Genomic DNA, 18,806 nt, shown 5'->3' with positions numbered 1-18,806 from the left:
GCGCCTGTGCGCCCTCCCGGACGTCGCGCGTCAGCCGGTCATCGACCGCACCGACGAGTACACATCGAAGACGGCGAGCGTCAGCGGCACCAGCGTCAGCAGGACGAAGCCCTCGGCGATCTCCAGGAAGCGGCCCCAGAAGGGTGTGAGCCCGCTGCGTGAGGCCACCAGCCCGATCGCGGTGATCAGCGCCGACGCCGCCGCGACGGCCGCGACCAGCCAGATCGTACGGATGTCGAGGTCGGTCCGGTCCCCCGTCAGGGCCTCGCGGATCAGGGCGGCCGGCGGGTTGAGCGCCAGGCCGATACCGAGCGCGACCAGGGAGCCGAGCCCCGCGGCCAGCAGAGTGGCGACCTGCGCGGTGTAGCGGAACAACTGCGCCCGCATGAGCAGCGCGATTCCGGTGGCCAGGGCCAGCAGCAGCGCCCAGAGGTCGTCGGAGAAGCCGAGCACGAGGGCGGAGCCGACCGCGAGCAGCGAGCAGCCGCCGACCAGGCCGACAAGGAGTTCGTGGCCGCGGCGGGCCTGGGCCTCGATGCGTTCGGCGTCCACCGGCTCATGGGGCTCGGGATCGGTGCCGTAGGCGCGCGAGGTGGTGTGCGGTGCCTCGAAGCCGATGGGCAGACGGGCGAAGCGCATGGACATGCCCGGCAGGAAGGCCAGGGCGCCGATGGCGACAGGAGCGCACAGAGCGGCGATCTCGGCCGACGTCCAGTCCCGCAGGAGTGCCACGAAGGTGGTGACCAGGGCGAGGCCCGAGGCGGCCACGAAGGCCACGAACGGGCCGTCGCCACGCGGGGAGCACAGGGCGAGGATCACCGAGGCCACCAGCACGGCCGCGCAGGCGAGCAGGAACTGGAGCTTCCCGACGCCCTGCCCCTCGGAGAGCGACAGCAGGCCCGAGCCGGCCACCCCCATGGCGGGGAGCGCGCCGAGACCCAGTGCGATGGCGGCGGCCCGGTCGTCGTAGACGCGGGCGCGGACACAGCCGAGAACGACGAGGAGGACGCCGGCGATGCCCGCGAGGATGCCGGGCAGGCCGTGCATGTCGTGCCGCGGGTCGGCGTTCCAGGCGACGAACGCGAGCAGGGCGGGCAGCACGCCACCACCGACGAGGCCCGCGGCACGTGTGAGGTCGCCGTGCCACAGGGACCGGTCCCGGGTGACCGCGGCGGCAACCGCTTCGGAGACGTCGTCGATGACGGCCGGCGGAAGCGACTCGGAGAAGGGGCGGAGGGTGAGGAGTTCGCCGTCGAGGATGCGTTGCGCCGCGAAGGACCGGGAACTGTCGAGGACGGTGCCGTCCCGCCGGACCAGGTGGTAGCCGACCGGGGCGCCCTCGGCGGCCGTCTGCCGGGAGAGCCTGAGGATCTCGGGGTAGACGTCGGCCACCGGTACGTCGTCGGGCAGCGCCACGTCGATCCGGCTGTCGGGCGCGACGATGGTGACCCGGCAGAAGCCGAGCCCCGGCAACGCCCCGGACGGGGCTGCCCGGCCGGGTCCGCCCGTGCGGGTGGCCGCCGTGGAGGCCGTCATGCTCACGTGCTGCTCCCCCTCAGTGCTGCTGTGCCTGCGGTGTGATGGTCCTGCACCTCTTTCCCGGTGTCCGCCGCAGGACGGGCTGTGCGGGACGGGCGGGAAACCGCCGAGCGGGGCCCGGAGTCGCCGTACCGCGCACAGTTCACGGGATGCCCCGTGCATCCGGCGGGTTCGCATGTGTTCACGGGAACATCCGGCACCCTATCGTTCGCCGGTGGGTGAGGGGATCAGTAGGATCGCGCGGCGGCCCTCGTCCGCCAGACACGGGGTGGCGGACGGCAATCCGGCGGGCCGGCAAGGGGATTGGTGAGCAGTGAGCCAGATCGTCGTCAAGCGTCCGCCGAGGGCGCTGCCGCCGGAAGTTCCCGCGGGCGAGGTCGTCGTGCAGCCGCCGCCCGAATTGCCTCGGGGGCATCAGGAGAGCGTGCTGATGCAGTTGCTGCCGACGCTCGGCATGGGCGGCTCGGTCGTCTTCTTCTTCACGAGCGGGCAGCCGTTCATGCGCATCATGGGCATGGTGATGATCGCGTCGACGATCGCCATGTCGATCGCGATGGTGGTCCGCTTCCGTCGCGGTTCCCAGGGCCAGCTCGCCGATCTGCGCCGCGACTACCTGAGTTACCTGTCGCGGACCCGCCGGACCACCCTGGAGACGGCGAAGGCGCAGCGTGACGCCCAGTACTACCTCCACCCCTCCCCGGAGCAGCTGTGGGCTCTGGTCGCCGAGGGCAGCCGGGTGTGGGAACGGCGTCCGGGCGACGAGGACTTCGCGCAGGTCCGCATCGGTCTCGGCCCGCAGTCCCTGGCCACCCCGCTGGTCGCCCCCGAGACGGGCCCGGTCGATCAGCTGGAGCCGCTGACGGCGGGCGCGATGCAGCGGTTCGTCGCGGTCCACAGCACCTTGGACAACCTGCCGATGGCGGTCTCGCTGCGCGCCTTCTACCACGTCACGCTCGGCGGCGAACCGGATTCCGTACGGTCCTCCGCACGTGCTCTGACCGGTTCGCTGGCCTCGCTGCACTCCCCCGAGGATCTGGTCGTCGCGGTCGCGACGGGCCGGGAGGCGGCGCGGCACTGGGAATGGGCCAAGTGGCTGCCGCACGTGCAGCTGCCCGGTGTCGCGGACGGCGCCGGCTCCCGCCGTCTGATCAGCGGCGATCCCCACGAGCTCGAGGATCTCCTGGCTTCACGGCTGAGCGGCCGGCCCCGCTTCCACGCGAACGCCGCACCCCTGCCGGACACCCCGCACATCGTCGTCGTCCTCGACGGCGTGTCCCTCCCCCCGGACTCCATGCTGGCGAACCCCGAGGGCCTGCAGGGCGTGACGGTCGTCGAGCTGGCCGAGGGCGAGCCGGCCGGCGCCCACGGTGACCTCTCCGTCCTCGTACGGCCGCGTTCGCTGCGCCTGGAGTCGGCGCACGGTGTCGTCTACGAGGGAACGCCCGACGACCTGTCGTACGAGTCCGCGGAGGCGCTGGCCCGGCAGTTGGCGCCGCTGCGGATGGTCTCGGGCGGGGACGACGACGAACCGCTGCTGGCGAACCTGGAGTTCACGGATCTGCTGAACCTGGGCGACGCCGCCTCCGTCGACACCCGGCGCACCTGGCGGCCGCGGTCCCAGGCGGAACGGCTGCGGGTGCCGATCGGCGTCGGCGAGGACGGCCGTCCGGTGATGCTCGACATCAAGGAGGCGGCCCAGGAGGGCATGGGCCCGCACGGCCTGTGCGTGGGCGCCACGGGTTCCGGCAAGTCGGAACTGCTGCGCACGCTGGTGCTGGGGCTCGCGGTCACCCACTCCTCCGAGAACCTGAACTTCGTCCTCGCGGACTTCAAGGGCGGCGCGACCTTCGCGGGTATGGCGCAGATGCCGCACGTGGCGGCCGTGATCACCAACCTGGCGGACGACCTCACCCTCGTCGACCGCATGGGCGACTCCATCCGCGGCGAACTCAACCGCCGCCAGGAGATGCTGCGCGACGCGGGCAACTACGCCAACATCCACGACTACGAGAAGGCGCGCACGGCGGGCGCGCCGCTCCAGCCCATCCCCTCGCTGCTCCTGGTCATCGACGAGTTCAGCGAACTGCTGACGGCGAAGCCGGACTTCATCGACATGTTCGTGCAGATCGGCCGCATCGGCCGGTCGCTGGGCGTGCACCTGCTGCTGGCCTCGCAGCGGCTGGAGGAGGGCCGGCTGCGCGGCCTGGAGACGTACCTCTCGTACCGCATCGGCCTGCGCACCTTCTCCGCCGCCGAATCGCGGGCGGCACTGGGGGTACCGGACGCGTACCAACTGCCGAACGTGCCGGGTTCGGGGTTCCTCAAATACGGCACGGACGAAATGGTGCGGTTCAAGGCGGCGTATGTTTCGGGCGTCTACCGGTCCGGCGGGCAGCAGAGCCCTCCCACGGGAGGAACGCTGCCGGTGGACCGGCGGCCGGTGCTGTTCACGGCGGCCGAGGTGCCGGTGCGGTACATGCCGGTGCCGCAGCAGCGGGCGGACTCGGGAGAAGGTGCCGGCGAGGTCGACGACGCGCTGGCGGACACCGTGCTGGACGTCGTCGTACGCCGGCTGGAGGCTCAGGGGCCTGCGGCCCACCAGGTGTGGCTGCCGCCGCTGGACAGCCCGCCGTCGCTGGACGGGCTGCTGCCCGGCCTCGCCGCCGTGGAGGGGCGGGGCCTGACCCAGCCCGGTTACGAGGGCGCGGGACGGCTGCTGGTCCCGGTCGGCCTCGTCGACAAGCCGTACGAGCAACGCCGTGACCCGCTGTGGGTGGACTTCTCGGGCGCCGCGGGCCACATGCAGATCCTGGGCGGCCCGCAGTCCGGCAAGTCGACGCTGCTGCGCTCGCTCATCTGCTCCTTCGCGTTCACCCATACGCCCCACGAAGTGCAGTTCTACGGACTGGACTTCGGCGGTGGCGGCCTGGCCGCGGTGGCCGGGCTGCCACACGTCGGCGGCATCGCCTCCCGCCTGGACCCGGAGAAGGTGCGGCGTACGGTGGCGGAGGTCTACGGCATCCTGACCCGTCGTGAGGAGTACTTCCGCACCTCGGGCATCTCGTCCATCGCCGAGTTCCGGACCCGGCGTGCCCGCGGCGACATCTCGGTCACCGACCAGCCGTGGGGCGACGTCTTCCTCGTCATCGACGGCTGGGGGAACTTCCGTGCCGACTACGAGGCACTCGATCAGGTGATTCTCGACATCGCCGCCCGTGGTCTCGGCTACGGCGTCCACCTGATCCTGTCGGCCTCCCGCTCGATGGAGGTGCGGTCCGCCCTCAAGGACAACCTGCTGAACCGGCTGGAGCTGCGGCTCGGCGACACGATGGACTCCGAGCTGGACCGCAAGGTGGCCGCGAACGTCCCCGCCGGGGTGCCCGGCCGCGGTCTGTCGCCGCAGAAGCTGCACTTCATGGCGGCCGTGCCGCGCATCGACGGCCTGACGTCCGACACGGACCTGGCGGACGCCACGGCGGCGCTGGCGGCCGAGGTGTCCCGGCACTGGCAGGCGCCGGGCGCTCCCGAGGTCCGCCTCCTGCCGCGCGAGTTCCCGGCGGACCTGCTGCCTCCGGGCAACCGTTTCCCGAGGCGCGGCATCGCCTTCGCGCTCGACGAGGACAACCTGGAACCCGTCTTCGTCGACTTCGACCAGGATCCGTTCTTCCTCGTCTTCGGCGAGAGCGAGTCCGGCAAGTCGAACCTGCTCCGCCTGCTGATCAAACAGTTGACGACGCGTCACTCCGGCGACGAGTGCAAGCTGTTCGTCGTGGACAACCGGCGCTCCCTGCTGGGCGTCACACCGGCCTCCCACCTCGCCGAGTACATCCCGATGTCCAACGCCATGGAGCACCACATGGCGGCTCTGGCCGATCTGATGAAGCGGCGCACCCCCACCGCTGACGTCACCGCGCAGCAGCTGCGGGACCGGAGCTGGTGGCAGGGCCCGATGGTGTACGTGATCGTCGACGACTTCGACCTCGTCGCCACCTCCAGCGGCAACCCGCTCAGCGGCCTGACGGAAATGCTGCCGTTCGCCCGGGACGTGGGCGTGCGCTTCATCATCGCGCGCTCCACGGCAGGAGCGAGCCGTGCTTCGTACGAGGCGTTCATGCAGCGCATCAAGGAGCTGGGGGCCCAGGGCGTCGTCCTGGCGGGCGACCCGACGGAGGGCGACGTCCTGGGCGGGGTCCGGCCGCGGCCGATGCCCGCGGGGCGGGGCGTGTTCGTGTCCCGGCGGCGGGGAAGGCCGTTGGTACAGACGGGACTGGTGGCGGAGGAGGCGCTCTGACGGTTCACCGGCATCGGCTCTTCCGGCCCTGTGGGGTCGGGGACGGACGCCGAGGGGCCCGTCGCGGCTCTTCTTCGAGGCGCCGCGCGGCAGAGAACCGGCACGGTCGGCAGGGCCGGTACGACCGGCACAACCAGCACAACCAGCACGACCAGCACGACCAGCACGACCAGCACGACCACGTCTGATCTGACTGCGGCGAGGGAGCGGAACCCATGTCATGGGACGAGTGGGAACAGTTGAAGGCTCAGGCTGCCGACCGGCAGTCGACGCAGATGCGGTTGAACCAGGCGCCCGCTCAAGGACCGGGCCCCGGCGGCAAGCCGGACCTGGTCGTACGGCAGGACGACCTCGGCGCCGTGGGGCACGACGCTTTCGTCCTGCACGGTGACCTCGTGAAGAAGGTGGACATCGCCGGTGCCGGCATGAACTCCGACCACGCCGGTTCCACCCACCAGGCGGCGTCCGCGCTGTCCCGGGCCGGCTTCGCCATGGGCGACGAACTCATGACGACGCTGACCGTCTGGGAGAGCCAGGTGAAGGCGGTCCGTCAGGCCTGTGCCCACATCTCCAACCACCTGGACTTCAGCAAGAAGCTGCACGCCAACGACGACGCCGGGGTCGCCGCCGTCATCATGCGGAGAGACGGCTCGGAAATGCCTTTATCGGAGCTCGGCAAGTACTTCAATTAGCACGGGGGAAGCTCAGGCATGCCCATCACCTACGAAGACCTCATGCAGGTGGAGCTCGGCAAGTTGGGCACCTCGGTGTCGGACTGGAAAAAGACGGTCACCCACCTGAAACAGCTCGAGACCGATGCGCGTGACGGCCTCAAGAAGAAGTCCGACCGCGCACGCTGGGAAGGCGTGAACGCCGGCGTCACACGGGAGTTCGTGAACAAGACCGCCAAGGAGTTCGCGGACCTCCGCATGGAGGCCGACAGTATCTTCCAGGTCCTCGACGACGCTCACCACGAACTCGAAACGCTGCAGAAGAGCGTCCGGACGCTCACCGACGAGGCCGGGAAAAAGGGCTACGCCGTTCAGGACAACGGTGACGGAACGGTGAGTGTGGGAGTCCGGCCCGAGTCGGGCGCCGACGCGAAGGGCGGCAACGGCGGCAAGGACGGAAAGGACGCGACCGAGGAGGAGCGGCAGCGCTACGCCGACTCCATCACACGGAAGATCGCCCGTGCCGGCGACATCGACCTCTCCACCAGGCTGGCCCTCAAGCGGGCGCACGGGAACGCCCCGTACAACGCCGGCCACGCGAAGTACGGGTCCCTCAACGACGCACAGGTCGAACGCGCTCTGGAACTCGCCAAGAAGCGCGAGGACATGACCGACCGAGAACTGGCGGAGCTGAACCGGCTGCTGCGCCACAACGGACGCGAGAAGGACGGAGAGTTCTCGACCGAGTTCTTCGAGGGCCTGGGCGGACCGAGGCAGACGCTCGAGTTCTACGCCGCCCTGTCGATCGACGGCACCGGTGAGGACGCCTCGAAGACCCGCCTGGCCGGCGTACAGGACCTGCAGAAGTACATGGGCCACGCCCTGGCCAACGCGACCGACCCCTACACTCCGCAGAGCGTTCGAGGGGACCGGCAGCACCTGCCCTCGTCGTGGGGCGCGGAATTCCGCAAGCTGGGCACTCAGCAGATCGAGTGGGAACGCGGCATGTGGAACAAGCCCTACGGATACCAGGTCCTGGGCGGCCTGCTCCGCTACGGGAACTACGATCCGGCGTTCCTGACGCCCATCGCGGAGCACGTCACCCAACTCCACCAGGAGGATCCCCACCGCTTCCTGTCCAACAAACCCGCCGGCAGCGACGACCGCTACGGGTTCAACCCCTCCGGGAAACTCGGCAGCGGCAACGATCCACTGAACAGCGTCCTGGAGGCGCTGGGGCACAGCCCCGAGGCAGCCGAGCAGTTCTTCACGGAGAAGCCCACGGCGTACAACGAGGACGGCACGGTCAAGTCCGGGGGCAAGACGGACTTCAAGTCCTACCTCGATCTCTTCACGGACAAGAACTTCGAGTGGACGATCGACAGGAACACCGCCAACGTCCTGGCGGATGAGGAGGCGACGAGCAAGGCCCTCGCCTTCGGCCCGAACGCTCTGGGCCACGCCCTCGAGGCCGCCGCGACAGGGCACCCGTACGACAGCGGCACGATCGACCCGTCGGTCAAGCACAGCACGGCACAGGCGGAACTGGTCCACGACATCGTGGAGAAGTTCGCCACGAACCCGGACCTGCTGACGCACAACATGAACGGCGACCTGGAGGACGAAGAGACCGGCCCTCTCCACGCCCTGCGCGACAGCCTGGGCAACATCGCGGCGGATTACATCGGCGACTTCCAGCGGTCGATGTACCTGGAGGGCTCCGACAGCAAGACCTTCCCGGTCAACGGCGCGGCCGCCGAGCTCGGGTACGGGGACGCGCAGAGGTTCCTGGGCCTGGTGGGCCAGGACCCCGACGCGTACAGCGCCATCACCTCCGCCCAGCAGGCGTACACCGCGAACGTGGTGCAGGAGTTCCTGAAGGCGGAGGGCAAGGGCCTCACTTCGGAGGACGGCGGGCGCGTCGGGGATCTGGTCGCGCCGGGGGCTGCCATCGCGGGAATCATGAGCAACTCGCGGGCGGACGCCATCTACGACTACCACACGACCTCGAACGCGGAATACAACGAGGCGGCAGCAGACAACGCCAAGTGGGTCAACCGCATCCTGGGCCTCGGCACGGAAGCCATCCCCGCTCCCTTCTCCATCGTGACGGAACCGGTCAACTGGCTGGCGGAGGATGTTACCGAAAGCGTCATGAAGAGCATCGACAAGGACACTACGGATGAGGCTGAACTGAGTGCAGGAAAGGAATACTCAGAGGGAAGGAAGGCAGCAGCGGAGGCGGCTGCGCTAGCCGTCATCAATTACTTCTCAAATCTGGAAGACGGCGACACAGAAACTAGAGAAGCCATCGAACGAGCGGTTCGCATCCAGGCGGGCGTCAGCCATTCTGACAGCGCTCAGTGGAACTCCTCGGGAAGCAGCAATTAAGATGCCTTCCACGCTCGCCCCATCCTTCAATAAACCAATTCCTGCACCCCGAACGGGAAACAGAAATGAGGGCCATCCTTGCCATCGAAAAGGCTACTAACTGCCGCTCTCCTCACCATCACTCTCGCCGCCTGCAACCCGTCGGGTGACGGGCTCTCATACCCCACACCAGACAACATCTGTGGCATTCCTGCAGACAGGAATGTTCTAGAATCGTTGCTCCACGATGGCGATGAACTAAAGCAGGATACCGGCCACTTCACGCGCAAAGAAGGCCAGTTCTGCCACATATACGTGGACGGGAACGACGCTGTTGTCAGCGATGGCAACTGGCACGAGAGTGGATATGAGCTGCGCGACCTCTTCCAAGACTACGAAATGAAAGGTCTGCGCTACTTCGAAGCAGGTGAATTCGCCTCCTGGCATCGCGGGGTAGCGACAGTAATTCCATGCCCTGGAGTCAGCAAGAAGGGCGACGTTCTATCTTTAGAAGTCAAGGACATGAAGTGGAACGACGAGTCGCAAGCCCTGCTGGAGAAGCTCGTCCCTTCATACTTCGACGCCTACAAGAAAAAGCTCGGCTGTCAGCCTTGAGCAGCAGTGCTGGCTAGAAAAACAAAGCGAGGGGATACTCGTGTTCCAAAGTTCACGGACGGCCGCACTGGGCATCTGCATGGCCGTTGGCGGGCTCGCCGGCGGGGTGCACTCCGCGGTGGGCAGAGAAGGAATCTGGAAAGCCCTCGGTATCTTCAGCGTGGGGGTGCTCGGCGTACTCATCGTCGTGAGCTACTTCGTCCACCGTACGGACCGCTGAGCGCCACGCTCTCCAGAAGGCCCCGGATCCCACATCACCCGGTGCGGAGGGACACGTCGTCGACGTGCTGCGCCGGCGCCTGCGAGCCGCCCTGGTCGAGTGACGGCTCGCCCGAACCCGTGCTGAGCCCGCTGCCGAAGGGGGCCGTGGCCGAGACCCGGCGCCTCGGCACACTTCTGAGTCAATCGCTCCCGTTCAGTTGTGGTGTCACGGTTGCCCCGGCGGCATCCCTCCCGGGACGTGCAGGCCGTGTGAGCCGAAGGGCACGTCGTCACGCGGGCCGAAGAGGTGGGGAGCCGTACAGGGGACGACGGCCCACACGGTCTTGCCCGGATCTCCCAACCGTTCGGTGACGCCCCATTCCCCGGCCAGCGCCTCGACCAGAGCCAGCCCACGCCCACCGTCCTTGTCGGGCCGTTCTCCCTGCGGCATCACCGGCCGTCGTTCCCCACGCGCGTCGCTCACCTCGATCCGTACCAGCGTGCCGCAGGGTTCGGCCGTCAGCCGCAGCTCGGCGTCCCGGCCGGGAACCCGGCCGTGGGTGACGGCGTTGGCGGCCAGCTCCCCGACGACCAGCTCGACGGTGTCGTGGGCCGGGCTGCGGTAGGCCCAGCCCCAGGCGTCCATCTGCTGGGAAGCGAGGCGCCGGGCGAGCCGGGCACCGCGTGGGGTGGCGGAGAAGCGGAGGGTGAAGGCCCTCTGCTCGGCGAAGAGGAGGGCGGAAGCGGCCGGTCGCTGCCGCCGGGGGGAACTCGTCATGCCTCCGAAGATCCCGTGACGGCAGCCCGTTCACCAGGTCCGGCGTCCCCACGGCGGCGCTCTGTAGGGACGGTGGGCGAGGATGTCGGACTTGTGGGCGGCTGCCCGCCACCCGTGTTCATGCGGCCCGTTCCAGGCCCTGTCCAGGCCGGCAGCGGACGCACACCGCTCCCGTCCGTCACCTCGTACACGTCGATGCGCAGCAGTGTGCGGACATGGGCCGGGACGCGTTCGACGGCTTTCACGGAGGAGGACGGCACGACGAGTGCGTACCGTGTCCGGGCGTCCTGGCCCGTCATTCGGCGCAACAGCTGCCCGTAGGCGATGTCGGCGTCGATGCCCTTCTCGCTGGTGCGGCCCTTGGCCTCGCAGATCAGCCGCTCGTCGCCGCGCACGGCTTCGACGTCGGTCCAGCGGTCGGTGGGCTCGACCGGCGTCCAGCCCTCGGCGAGCAGCCAGGTGCGGAAGGCGTCGGTGACCCGGTCCTCGTCGCTGTCCCGGGCGAGGATCGTCCGCAGCGCCGCGAGATCGGCCTCCTGGCTGCGCCGCAGCCGCCCGCGGCCGTCCGCGTCGAGGTCGGCGGGGCGGACCACGATCAGCCGCAGCCCGTGGGCGGGGATCTCGGTGTCACGGCGGGCGTCGTACAGGGCCCGCTGCTCGCCCCGGTGGACTCCGCTGACGGTGAGCCTGTCCGGCTTGTCGAAGTGGGGCATGGGCTGGTCGTGCTGCAGTTCCCGGTACTCGACCACCAGTTGGTGGCCGGGCCAGTACGCGTCGACCGGCAGCCTGACCTGCCGGCCACCGGACCCCGGGTCCCCCAGCAGCCAGTCGAACTTGTGCTGGGTCAGGGCCTGTTCGCCGAGAACCTGGTTGCACAGGCCGACCACGTACGCCTCGTCGCTGTCGTCTCTCGATGCCATGGCGCGCATCCTGCCAGGCGTCACCGACTTCGGTATCCGTCCAGGACGTCCTGGCGGAGCAGGTGACCGAAGCCGGCGGACTCCAGCCGCAGGCCCAACTGGGCCTCGGTGATGCCGAGGCCGGCCGCGGTGTTCGCCAGGTGCCAGTCGTGGGCGGCGAGCCGGCTGAGGAGGTGACCGCGGCGGATCTGGCTCTCCGACAGCCGGAACGTCTTGAGGTAGGTGATCCTGCCCCGGTCGTCGGTGATGGCCTCACCGATGTGGTTCTCCTCCTTGGGGCGGAACGCCGGCAGGAAGCGGGAGAGGGTGAAGCGTCCCATCCGGTGGACCGTCCGCCAGGTGTACGCGTGGTGCAGCAGGCCGCCGGCCATGGTCGTGTCGTGGAAACGCGCCCAGGCGTCCTCCTGGTCGGCGACCGCCGTGCGCAGCTCGGCCAGGGAGCGGATCCGCACGTCGTCGACGCGGGCCCGGAAGTCCGGTACCGGCGGCATCAGCGTGGCGTAGTGGTGGATCAGCTCGCCGAACAGGTCCTGCAGGAGGGTCGGGTGGAGGGCGCGGTAGTCGTCGGGGTGCGGAACCGCGAACGCGGCCGCGAGCGCGTCGGCGACGTAGAGCAGCACGCCGCACTGGCCGGGGTGGATCTCGAAGACGCGTAGCGCGTCGGCGAGTCCGCGCACGTCGGCACCCACGTACGCCTCCTCCGCGCGCGGGGAGAGCCCTTGGCGGATCGCGCGCTGCGACCACTCCTCCCAGGCGATCGAGGGGCCGCCGAAGTGCAGTGCCAGGTAGCCCTCCAGTGCCAGGTGCAGGGGGAGGAACCGCAGCCGGTGTGTGGCCTCGCGGCGAGCCGTTTTGCGGTGGAAGCGCAGGTCCGTCGTGGCGGTGGGGGCCGGGTCGCCGTCGGTGGACAGGTGGGTGCCGTAGGCGGCTGCCGGCGTGCCGTCACCGGTCCATGTGGCGACGAATCCGTGCGGGATGTAGGAGACGTAGGCATGGCGCGGGCTGACCTCGACCAGACCCGTCACGTCGCCGTACAGCCGCGCGTGCAGACGGAGGTCATCGACGGGTTCGTCGCGCACGAGCGGCACCAGACGGACGGCGCCCCAGACCTGGGAGGGGCGGGTGTCCAGTCCGGTCAGGTCCAGTGTGGTGGTCATCGCGCCCGCTCCCGGTCGTGGTCGCTCAGCATGCGGGCCGCACGGGCGTCCAGGTAGGCGGTCAGTTCGGCCAGGCCGGTCCGGCCCTCCGCGAACTGGGCCAGTTCCACCAGTGCGGGGAGGTCCTCGGCGTCGCGGATGCCCGCGGTGGGCACCGTCGGGGACAGTCGGCGCACGTCGAAGTCGGCCGCGTCGTAGACGGGATTGACGTGCACGAGGCTGGTGCGGCGCTCGGGGTCGAGCCGGGTCCGCCAGATGCGCAGCACCTCGGCGGCCAGGCCGGGAGGTGCGTTGTCCCATCCGTCGGAGACGATCACCAGCCTGGACGGGGCGGTGTCCAGCGCGTCGAGGATCCGCCGGCCCAGCGGCGTCGGCCCGTACGGACGGGCGAGCAGCGCGTCGGTCCGCCCGGACGTCCACAGCCCGGTGTAGCTGCCGGCGAGGGCCGCGAGCAGGTAGTGGCAGGCCAGGGCCACAGCCAGCGGCCGACGGCGCTTGTGCACCGAGCCGGAGGCGGAGAAGCTGTCGTCCAGGACGGCGGTGACCTCGCCCCAGCTCCCCCGGTGGGAGCCGGCCACCCGGGCGGCGGCCGACTCCAGGGCACGGGTCAGCTCGTCGCGCCGGCGCAGGCGGTCCTCGACCGGCAGCGAGAGCACATAGGTCGCCAACCGGGTCAGCGGCATCCCGGTCAGGTCCGCCTGTACCCGTGCGGCCCCGAGCCGGTGCGCGGAGTCCTGCAGCCGCAGGGTCTCCAGACGGGTCATCCGCGGGGCCATGCGCTCCAGGAACACCTTCCGGGGGATGCCGTGCCGGGCGGCGAAGCCCTCGGCGACCGTGTAGGGCAGCTCGTACAGGGCGGCCTGCTCGTGGTGCGCCCGGCGCCACGTCTCGAAGAGGGGTGTCGCATAGCGCTTGCGGATCGTCGGCGCGAACAGGAACGTCCCCAACTCCTCGACGGCGGGGGCCAGGTGCGCGTGGCGCAGGGCCCGCTTGAGGCTGCGGCGGTATTTCACGGCGTCGAACGCCGGGTCCGGGCGGGCGGTCAGCCAGTCGCGCATGATCGCGCGGCAGCGGCGGTTGTTCACCCCGGCCCGCCGCAGGGCGTCGAACAGCCCGTACACGCGTTGCGGCGGCAGCGTCGCCAGACGGCACGCGATCAGACGGCCTTCACGGCGGCGCTGGTCGACGGTGGCCTCACCGGCGGTCTCCAGCAGCCGTCGGATGACGAGGACCGCGTTGTGGTCGTTGATGTCGAGTGCGAGGACCCCGGTGTACAGGTCGCGGTAGTTCCCCAGCACGTACGCGTGGAGGAAGTCCAGGGAGAGCCGCTGCTCGTCCGCGTCGCCGTGGAATTCGCGCTGGCCGGTCGAGGTGATCGCCGCATTGACGAAGAGCAGGACGTCTTCGGCCGCGACGAGGTCCCCGTACGCATCCATGCGGTTCTTCCCCCCTGGCTGTGGACGCCGACCGGGGAATGGGGGCACGAGCTGCGAATCGTTGCTTCAGAGGCAGGTTCCGGAAGTCGCACCGGAGTCCCGCGGCCGGCCCCAGGACCGTAGCAGGGCGGGCCGCGAGCCCTCCACCGATTTACGCCACCCCACCGGCCGTTCCGCACCACGGGTCAGCGGGGGCAGGGGAACTGCTCGGGGGAGGTTCCTGCGGGTGGTGGGGTTGCTTCCGGTTCCTGACCCGCCGGTACGGGCGGTGCGTCGCGCAGGAGGTAGCGCAGCAGGCCGCCGGGGCGGTGGACGGTGCTGCCGTCGTCGGGGAGGCCGCGCAGGATGTGCAGGCGGACGGCGGCGGGCGGGTGCCCGGCGGCGAGCCAGCGGGCGGTGAGGCCGGCCAGTTCGGCGTGCATGGCGCGGGGGATGTGGTGGAGGGCGGGGGAGAGGTGGGGGAACGCGGAGACGAGGGCGCGGGCCTCTTCGAGGAGGGGCGGGGCGGTCGTCGTCTCCGGCTGCGTTTCCGTCTCCACCGCTGCTGTCGCCGCCGTCTCTGTCTCCGGCCCCGAGCCTGCCGTTGGTGAGCTGAGCTGGTTCAAGAGCAGTTACAGCTCGGGCAGTGGCGGCGACTGTGTCGAGGTCGCGGACGCCGGTACGGCCGTGCTGGTCCGCGACTCCAAGCGGCCACAGGCGGCGATCCTCACCGTTCCTGCCACGCAGTGGACGGCGTTCGTACGGATGACAGCGCGCGACTGACCTGAAGAGGAAGGGGCGGTCGGAAGCCGGGACTTGGCTTCCGACCGCCCCTTCCTCTCTATGCGAAGGCGTCAACCCTGTGTCACACGGTTGGGGATTCGTCCTGCCCCGCCCCTTGAGCAACACGAGTCAGCAGGGTTGTTAGCCTGGCGGGTGCACGCCAATCGAGCACACGGGGGCAGGAAGGCATGGCGGAGCCTGTCGCGGAGCAGTACGGGAACATCGGTGGGGCCGGACAACCGGTCGGTATGCGGCTGAATCAGTATCCAGCGGATCCAGGAGGCTCGCCGGGACCTGTGGGTGGTGGCCGGAAGGACCTGGCATCCAGCCCTGCTCAGAAGAAGGCCGCGGCCAAGTCCATCGAGGAGAACATCGAGCCCGACACCCGCAAGGCCGGCGACCGGGCGGACGAGGAGACCAACGCCGCGGTCAAGGCCTTCGCCGCGAAGGACGGCCACGGGTGGGTCACCTCCACGGCGCTGAAGAAGGCGCACAAGACCTGGGGCGAGCAGGTGCAGAACCTGATGTCCCGTCTGAGTTCTGAAAAGGAAGCCCTGCGCAGCACCAACATTCTTTTCCAGAACACCGACTTCGGCGTCGGACAGGGAGTGCGCCAGTCGTCCAACCTGGACGCCTACTGAGCCGCCCGCTCCCGCCACCGACCGTTCACCCCGACGCACACCACGGGACCCATGCCGACGTACCACGAGATCATGACGACCGACCTGGCCGCGCTCACCACAGCAGCCGACGGCTGGGACGGCATGGCCAAGGAGCTCAATAAGCAGGAGAAGGCCTACAAACGGGACGTGCACGGCATATCCATGGGCCAGACCTGGCTGGGGCTGAGCGCAGACGCTGCCAATCGGCGCTTCGACACCACGCTGACAGAATATCAAAACGCCCAGACCGAGGCGAAGGCCATCGCCTCCCTCCTGCTCGATGCCCACACCCAGTTCGCCGACCTACGTGGCAAGCTCAGGGCCGCCCGCCAAGATGCCATCAGCGACGACATGAAGGTGTCCGAGCAGGGCATCGTCTCCTACGACACCCAACGGCTCAGCGAGAGCACACGTACCGCCTACCGCCATGACCCCGATTTCCAGGAAAGCGTCCGCAAGAGCGTCCGTTCCTGGCAGGACCGCATAGACCAGCTCGTCAAAGACGTCACCGACGCCGACAAGGGCGTCGAGATCGCCTTCAACGCCGTCGTCGTCGATACCGACCTCCAGGACGGCACGTTCAACGGCTTCAACGGCCAAGCGCAGGGCGACATCGAGAAGTACGAGGCCGAGAACGCCGAGGAGATCGCCACCCGCCTCGCGGACGGCAAGAAGGTCTCCGCAGCCGAACTCGCCGAACTGGACCGCGCCTTCCGCGACAACTCCGACAACAAGGTGTTCAGCCAGACCCTGCTGAAGGGACTCGGCCCCGAGGGCACCATCAGGTTGACCAACGAGTTGAACCAGCTCGCCTACGACGACGACAAAAAACACAAGGCCCAGTACCTGGAACTGCAGGGCGGCCTGGCAGACACCGTCGCCAAGGCCACCCAGGTACCCGGATCGGTCACCGACGCACCTCTGGGGTCCCAGAAGTTCAAGGACTGGCTCGCCGGCGACGACGGCAGGTTCTACCGGCAGTGGATGGACAACCTCGACAAGCACGGCGCCAAGAACTACGGCTCCAACAGCCACCCGCTCTACGGTTACCAGTCCTTCGTCAGCCTGATGCAGCACAGCAGCGTCAAGTACGACGACCAGTTCCTCTACGAACTGGGCGACGATCTGATAGCGGCAGAGAAGAAGCAGTCCAACATCTTCGCTCAGTGGGGAGCCCGCCACAACGGGATCTACGCGGACGCCCTCGACGGTCTCCTCGGAATCATGAGCAAGAACCCCGACGCGGCCACTGCTTTCTTCGACCCCTCAGGCAACGGGTCGGGCTCCGACCATGTCGGCAACAGCCACCTGAAGTACCTGCTGAACGAGCGTGAGTGGCCGCAGATCAGCACCCCCACCCCCACCATGGTCATCACTGTCGACGACCCATTCAGTCGGGCCGGGCTGGGAGCTGCTCTGGAGGCTGCGGCAACGGGTCAATTTCCGCTCCAAAAGGGGCAGGATCCGTGGCCTGAGATGCCGCACAGTGACGCACAGGCACGCGTCATGCACGGCATCATCGAGGAACTCAAGCCGAGTGAGGGAACTGACGCGCCCGTACACGAGAATCTGCGTCAACCCCTCGCCAACGCGCTGGCGCAGTACACCAACGACACGCACGAAATCCTCGGTGGCATGGACGCGAACTACGTCCGGGCGGCAACGGGGGACGGTTACTTCCGCGACGGCGACACCACGCACCTCGCAGTTTCACAGAAGGACCTTGTGCAAGTCATGCGTGGGCTGTCGGAAGACCCGGATGCATACGCCACCCTGCACAAGGCGGAGTCCAGGTACATCGACGCCGAGATGCGCAGCATCCCAGAGGGGTCGACCGACTTCGAGAGGTCCGCACCGTTGAGCAAGGCCGGTGCCACGCTCGGAGCGTACTCGGCCATCCGAGAAGGCGTGATCAACGACGAGCGCATGGCAGGCTACAGCGAGGCCGACTGGAAGTCGAAAATCGCATACCACATCATCGGCGGAGCAGTCACTCCGCTGGCCATCCCCACGGCTGGTGGCTCCATCGCCATCGGCGACGCTCTTCAACGAGGTGTGGACACGTGGGCCTGGCAATGGGGCAATTCCATGAAGGCCGAGGCAGATGCCCCGGCCAACGCTGCGATCGCCGATGAGTACCTCAACGCGAACAACCAGATGGCCACCATGGTCGACGCATGGGCCAGCGACCGGGCAGACCTCGATACCACAACGGACAAGGGCAAGGCCCAGGTGGCAGCGCTCACCAACGACATCCTCAACGGCCACGACCGAGGATCGAATACGGCCCAGAAGTACCTGACGGACACAACGAACTGACATCGGCCGCCCTGTATCGCCCTGCAGCAAGGAAAAACATGTCCGAAACGCCTTCGCCGAATGCCCGTCGCTCACGTCTCGTTGCGCTGACCGCTGTCGTTGCTTGTGTGGCAGCGACCGGGGGTATCGGGGCATGGCTCCTTCTCGGATCCGACGGAGATTCAAAAAGCTGCGAGGGATTGTTGCAGGACAAGCACATCCATGAAGCGCTAGGAGACAACTACCGGGTTGGCATGAGCTGTTCCGAGTTCGGGGCAGCGATCAGCAAAGCGACCGTGGGGCCCGTGCCGGGGCAGCACTCGCTTCAGCAGGCGCAGGCCATGAAGGTTGTCCTCATAGCTGTCGAGGACAACCTGGAGAGCACGGGGGGTCGCCTGGATCCGATTCTGAGTGAGCCGCTCGCAGAATCGCTGGCGGACTACGCGGCGGACACCGATGTGATGCTGGGCATCGGAAACGCGGACTACGTGAGCAATAGTCTTCCCTCCAAGCCCTCGTGGGAAGACAGCGACGGCGTTCACATGGCCGTACCGCGTGCCTCGCTGCTGCGCACTGTGCGAGCGGTGTCGGAGGAGCCCACGGCATACGTCGTATTGCGGATGGCAGCGACTCGTCATGCTGCGGAAGGGCTTGCCGCAGTGGAGCGTGACACCACTGGTGCCGAGCTCTCCGCACCACCGGCACGGAACGCCCGCACGCTCGGTGCTCTAGACGCTGTGGCCGCCGACATCCGAAGGGACCTGGGTGAGAACCAGGCGCCCCAGTGGGAACGCGACGTCTTCGAGGGATTGACGAAAAAGATTCCCGAACCTCCATCCTATTCCAACGCCCCCGTGAACCACCTCGTCGGCTCATGGCAGCAGACCCTGCTCGCAGACGGCGCCAAGAACAGTTCGACCGCTCTTGAAGAGCAAAGCGCCGATATGGTCGATGCCTGGGGGAAGGCTCTAAGGCTCGACAGCAAGGTGCAGAGCTCCCTGCGGAAGGACGCGCTCGACAGCTCCTACCATTCGCGCAGTGACACGCTCCGTGAACTCGACTGAGGTGGAGGGCTCTGGGTACGTGACTCCTCCCCCTCGTAAACG

General features: G+C 68.5%; 15 protein-coding genes. 9 read left to right on the top strand and 6 right to left on the bottom strand.

All coding sequences use genetic code 11. The features are described 5' to 3' along the window. Positions 1-30: 30 nt before the first annotated feature. Positions 31-1,536, bottom strand: coding sequence for a type VII secretion integral membrane protein EccD (eccD, locus tag ACFYQA_RS31690; protein WP_388925264.1), 1,506 nt, complete (start codon positions 1,534-1,536; stop codon positions 31-33). 316 nt (positions 1,537-1,852) lie between these two features. Here eccD and eccCa point away from each other — a divergent pair, with 316 nt between their 5' ends. The 5 genes from eccCa (at position 1,853) to ACFYQA_RS31665 (ending at position 9,706) form a co-directional block, all read left to right on the top strand. Further along, entirely contained in the window at positions 1,853-5,830 is a 3,978-nt protein-coding gene (eccCa, locus tag ACFYQA_RS31685) for a type VII secretion protein EccCa (protein ID WP_388925235.1), read from the top strand. A 215-nt stretch (positions 5,831-6,045) separates the two neighbouring features. Next, positions 6,046-6,522: a hypothetical protein gene (locus ACFYQA_RS31680; protein ID WP_388925232.1), complete on the top strand. Its 477-nt coding sequence runs from the start codon at positions 6,046-6,048 to the stop codon at positions 6,520-6,522. Between the two features lie 18 nt (positions 6,523-6,540). Next, a complete protein-coding gene (locus ACFYQA_RS31675; protein WP_388925229.1) occupies positions 6,541-8,892 on the top strand; it encodes a hypothetical protein in 2,352 nt (783 codons plus the stop codon). Positions 8,893-8,970: 78 nt separating this feature from the next. Next, the gene (locus tag ACFYQA_RS31670; RefSeq protein ID WP_388925226.1) at positions 8,971-9,486 is read left to right on the top strand and encodes a hypothetical protein; all 516 of its coding nucleotides are present in this window, start codon (positions 8,971-8,973) and stop codon (positions 9,484-9,486) included. Between the two features lie 40 nt (positions 9,487-9,526). After that, on the top strand, positions 9,527-9,706 hold the full coding sequence (locus tag ACFYQA_RS31665) for a hypothetical protein (protein ID WP_388925223.1): 180 nt from the start codon (positions 9,527-9,529) through the stop codon (positions 9,704-9,706). Positions 9,707-9,913: 207 nt separating this feature from the next. On the opposite strand, the gene ACFYQA_RS31660 is transcribed toward ACFYQA_RS31665, so the two are convergent. The 5 genes from ACFYQA_RS31660 to ACFYQA_RS31640 form a co-directional block, all read right to left on the bottom strand. Continuing rightward, complete coding sequence (locus ACFYQA_RS31660; protein ID WP_388925220.1) at positions 9,914-10,465, bottom strand: ATP-binding protein; 552 nt, start codon at positions 10,463-10,465, stop codon at positions 9,914-9,916. Continuing rightward, the gene (locus tag ACFYQA_RS31655; protein WP_388925217.1) at positions 10,462-11,385 is read right to left on the bottom strand and encodes a hypothetical protein; all 924 of its coding nucleotides are present in this window, start codon (positions 11,383-11,385) and stop codon (positions 10,462-10,464) included. The genes ACFYQA_RS31660 and ACFYQA_RS31655 overlap by 4 nt, the downstream gene beginning before the upstream one ends. A 20-nt stretch (positions 11,386-11,405) precedes the next feature. Continuing rightward, positions 11,406-12,542, bottom strand: a complete 1,137-nt coding sequence (locus tag ACFYQA_RS31650; protein ID WP_388925214.1) for a hypothetical protein — start codon at positions 12,540-12,542, stop codon at positions 11,406-11,408. Further along, entirely contained in the window at positions 12,539-13,978 is a 1,440-nt protein-coding gene (locus tag ACFYQA_RS31645) for a hypothetical protein (RefSeq protein ID WP_388925212.1), read from the bottom strand. The genes ACFYQA_RS31650 and ACFYQA_RS31645 overlap by 4 nt, the downstream gene beginning before the upstream one ends. Positions 13,979-14,163: 185 nt before the next feature. After that, positions 14,164-14,517 (bottom strand): hypothetical protein, encoded by a 354-nt coding sequence (locus ACFYQA_RS31640; protein ID WP_388925270.1) that lies wholly within the window; start codon positions 14,515-14,517, stop codon positions 14,164-14,166. Between ACFYQA_RS31640 and ACFYQA_RS31635 the strand changes: the two genes are divergently transcribed. From ACFYQA_RS31635 to ACFYQA_RS31620, 4 genes are all read left to right on the top strand, one after another. Continuing rightward, a complete protein-coding gene (locus ACFYQA_RS31635) occupies positions 14,399-14,740 on the top strand; it encodes a DUF397 domain-containing protein (protein ID WP_388925209.1) in 342 nt (113 codons plus the stop codon). The genes ACFYQA_RS31640 and ACFYQA_RS31635 overlap by 119 nt on opposite strands. 296 nt (positions 14,741-15,036) lie before the next feature. Next, a complete protein-coding gene (locus ACFYQA_RS31630) occupies positions 15,037-15,381 on the top strand; it encodes a hypothetical protein (RefSeq protein WP_388925206.1) in 345 nt (114 codons plus the stop codon). Between the two features lie 72 nt (positions 15,382-15,453). Next, positions 15,454-17,721 (top strand): hypothetical protein, encoded by a 2,268-nt coding sequence (locus tag ACFYQA_RS31625; protein WP_388925203.1) that lies wholly within the window; start codon positions 15,454-15,456, stop codon positions 17,719-17,721. A gap of 38 nt (positions 17,722-17,759) precedes the next feature. Next, a complete protein-coding gene (locus tag ACFYQA_RS31620; protein ID WP_388925201.1) occupies positions 17,760-18,764 on the top strand; it encodes a hypothetical protein in 1,005 nt (334 codons plus the stop codon). Positions 18,765-18,806: the final 42 nt, after the last annotated feature.

The sequence above is a fragment of the Streptomyces sp. NPDC005774 genome, from assembly GCF_042871645.1.
Taxonomy (GTDB): Bacteria; Actinomycetota; Actinomycetes; order Streptomycetales; family Streptomycetaceae; genus Streptomyces; species Streptomyces pratens.
This window is presented reverse-complemented; position numbering and strand designations above follow the sequence as displayed.

Bases quoted from the DNA above. Each gene is read 5' to 3' on its own strand.
- eccD (WP_388925264.1), bottom strand. From the start codon at position 1,536: ATGACGGCCTCCACGGCGGCCACCCGCACGGGCGGACCCGGCCGGGCA.
- ACFYQA_RS31680 (WP_388925232.1), top strand. From the start codon at position 6,046: ATGTCATGGGACGAGTGGGAACAGTTGAAGGCTCAGGCTGCCGACCGG.
- ACFYQA_RS31675 (WP_388925229.1), top strand. From the start codon at position 6,541: ATGCCCATCACCTACGAAGACCTCATGCAGGTGGAGCTCGGCAAGTTG.
- ACFYQA_RS31660 (WP_388925220.1), bottom strand. From the start codon at position 10,465: ATGACGAGTTCCCCCCGGCGGCAGCGACCGGCCGCTTCCGCCCTCCTC.
- ACFYQA_RS31655 (WP_388925217.1), bottom strand. From the start codon at position 11,385: ATGGCATCGAGAGACGACAGCGACGAGGCGTACGTGGTCGGCCTGTGC.
- ACFYQA_RS31650 (WP_388925214.1), bottom strand. From the start codon at position 12,542: ATGACCACCACACTGGACCTGACCGGACTGGACACCCGCCCCTCCCAG.
- ACFYQA_RS31645 (WP_388925212.1), bottom strand. From the start codon at position 13,978: ATGGATGCGTACGGGGACCTCGTCGCGGCCGAAGACGTCCTGCTCTTC.
- ACFYQA_RS31635 (WP_388925209.1), top strand. From the start codon at position 14,399: ATGGCGCGGGGGATGTGGTGGAGGGCGGGGGAGAGGTGGGGGAACGCG.
- ACFYQA_RS31625 (WP_388925203.1), top strand. From the start codon at position 15,454: ATGACGACCGACCTGGCCGCGCTCACCACAGCAGCCGACGGCTGGGAC.
- ACFYQA_RS31620 (WP_388925201.1), top strand. From the start codon at position 17,760: ATGTCCGAAACGCCTTCGCCGAATGCCCGTCGCTCACGTCTCGTTGCG.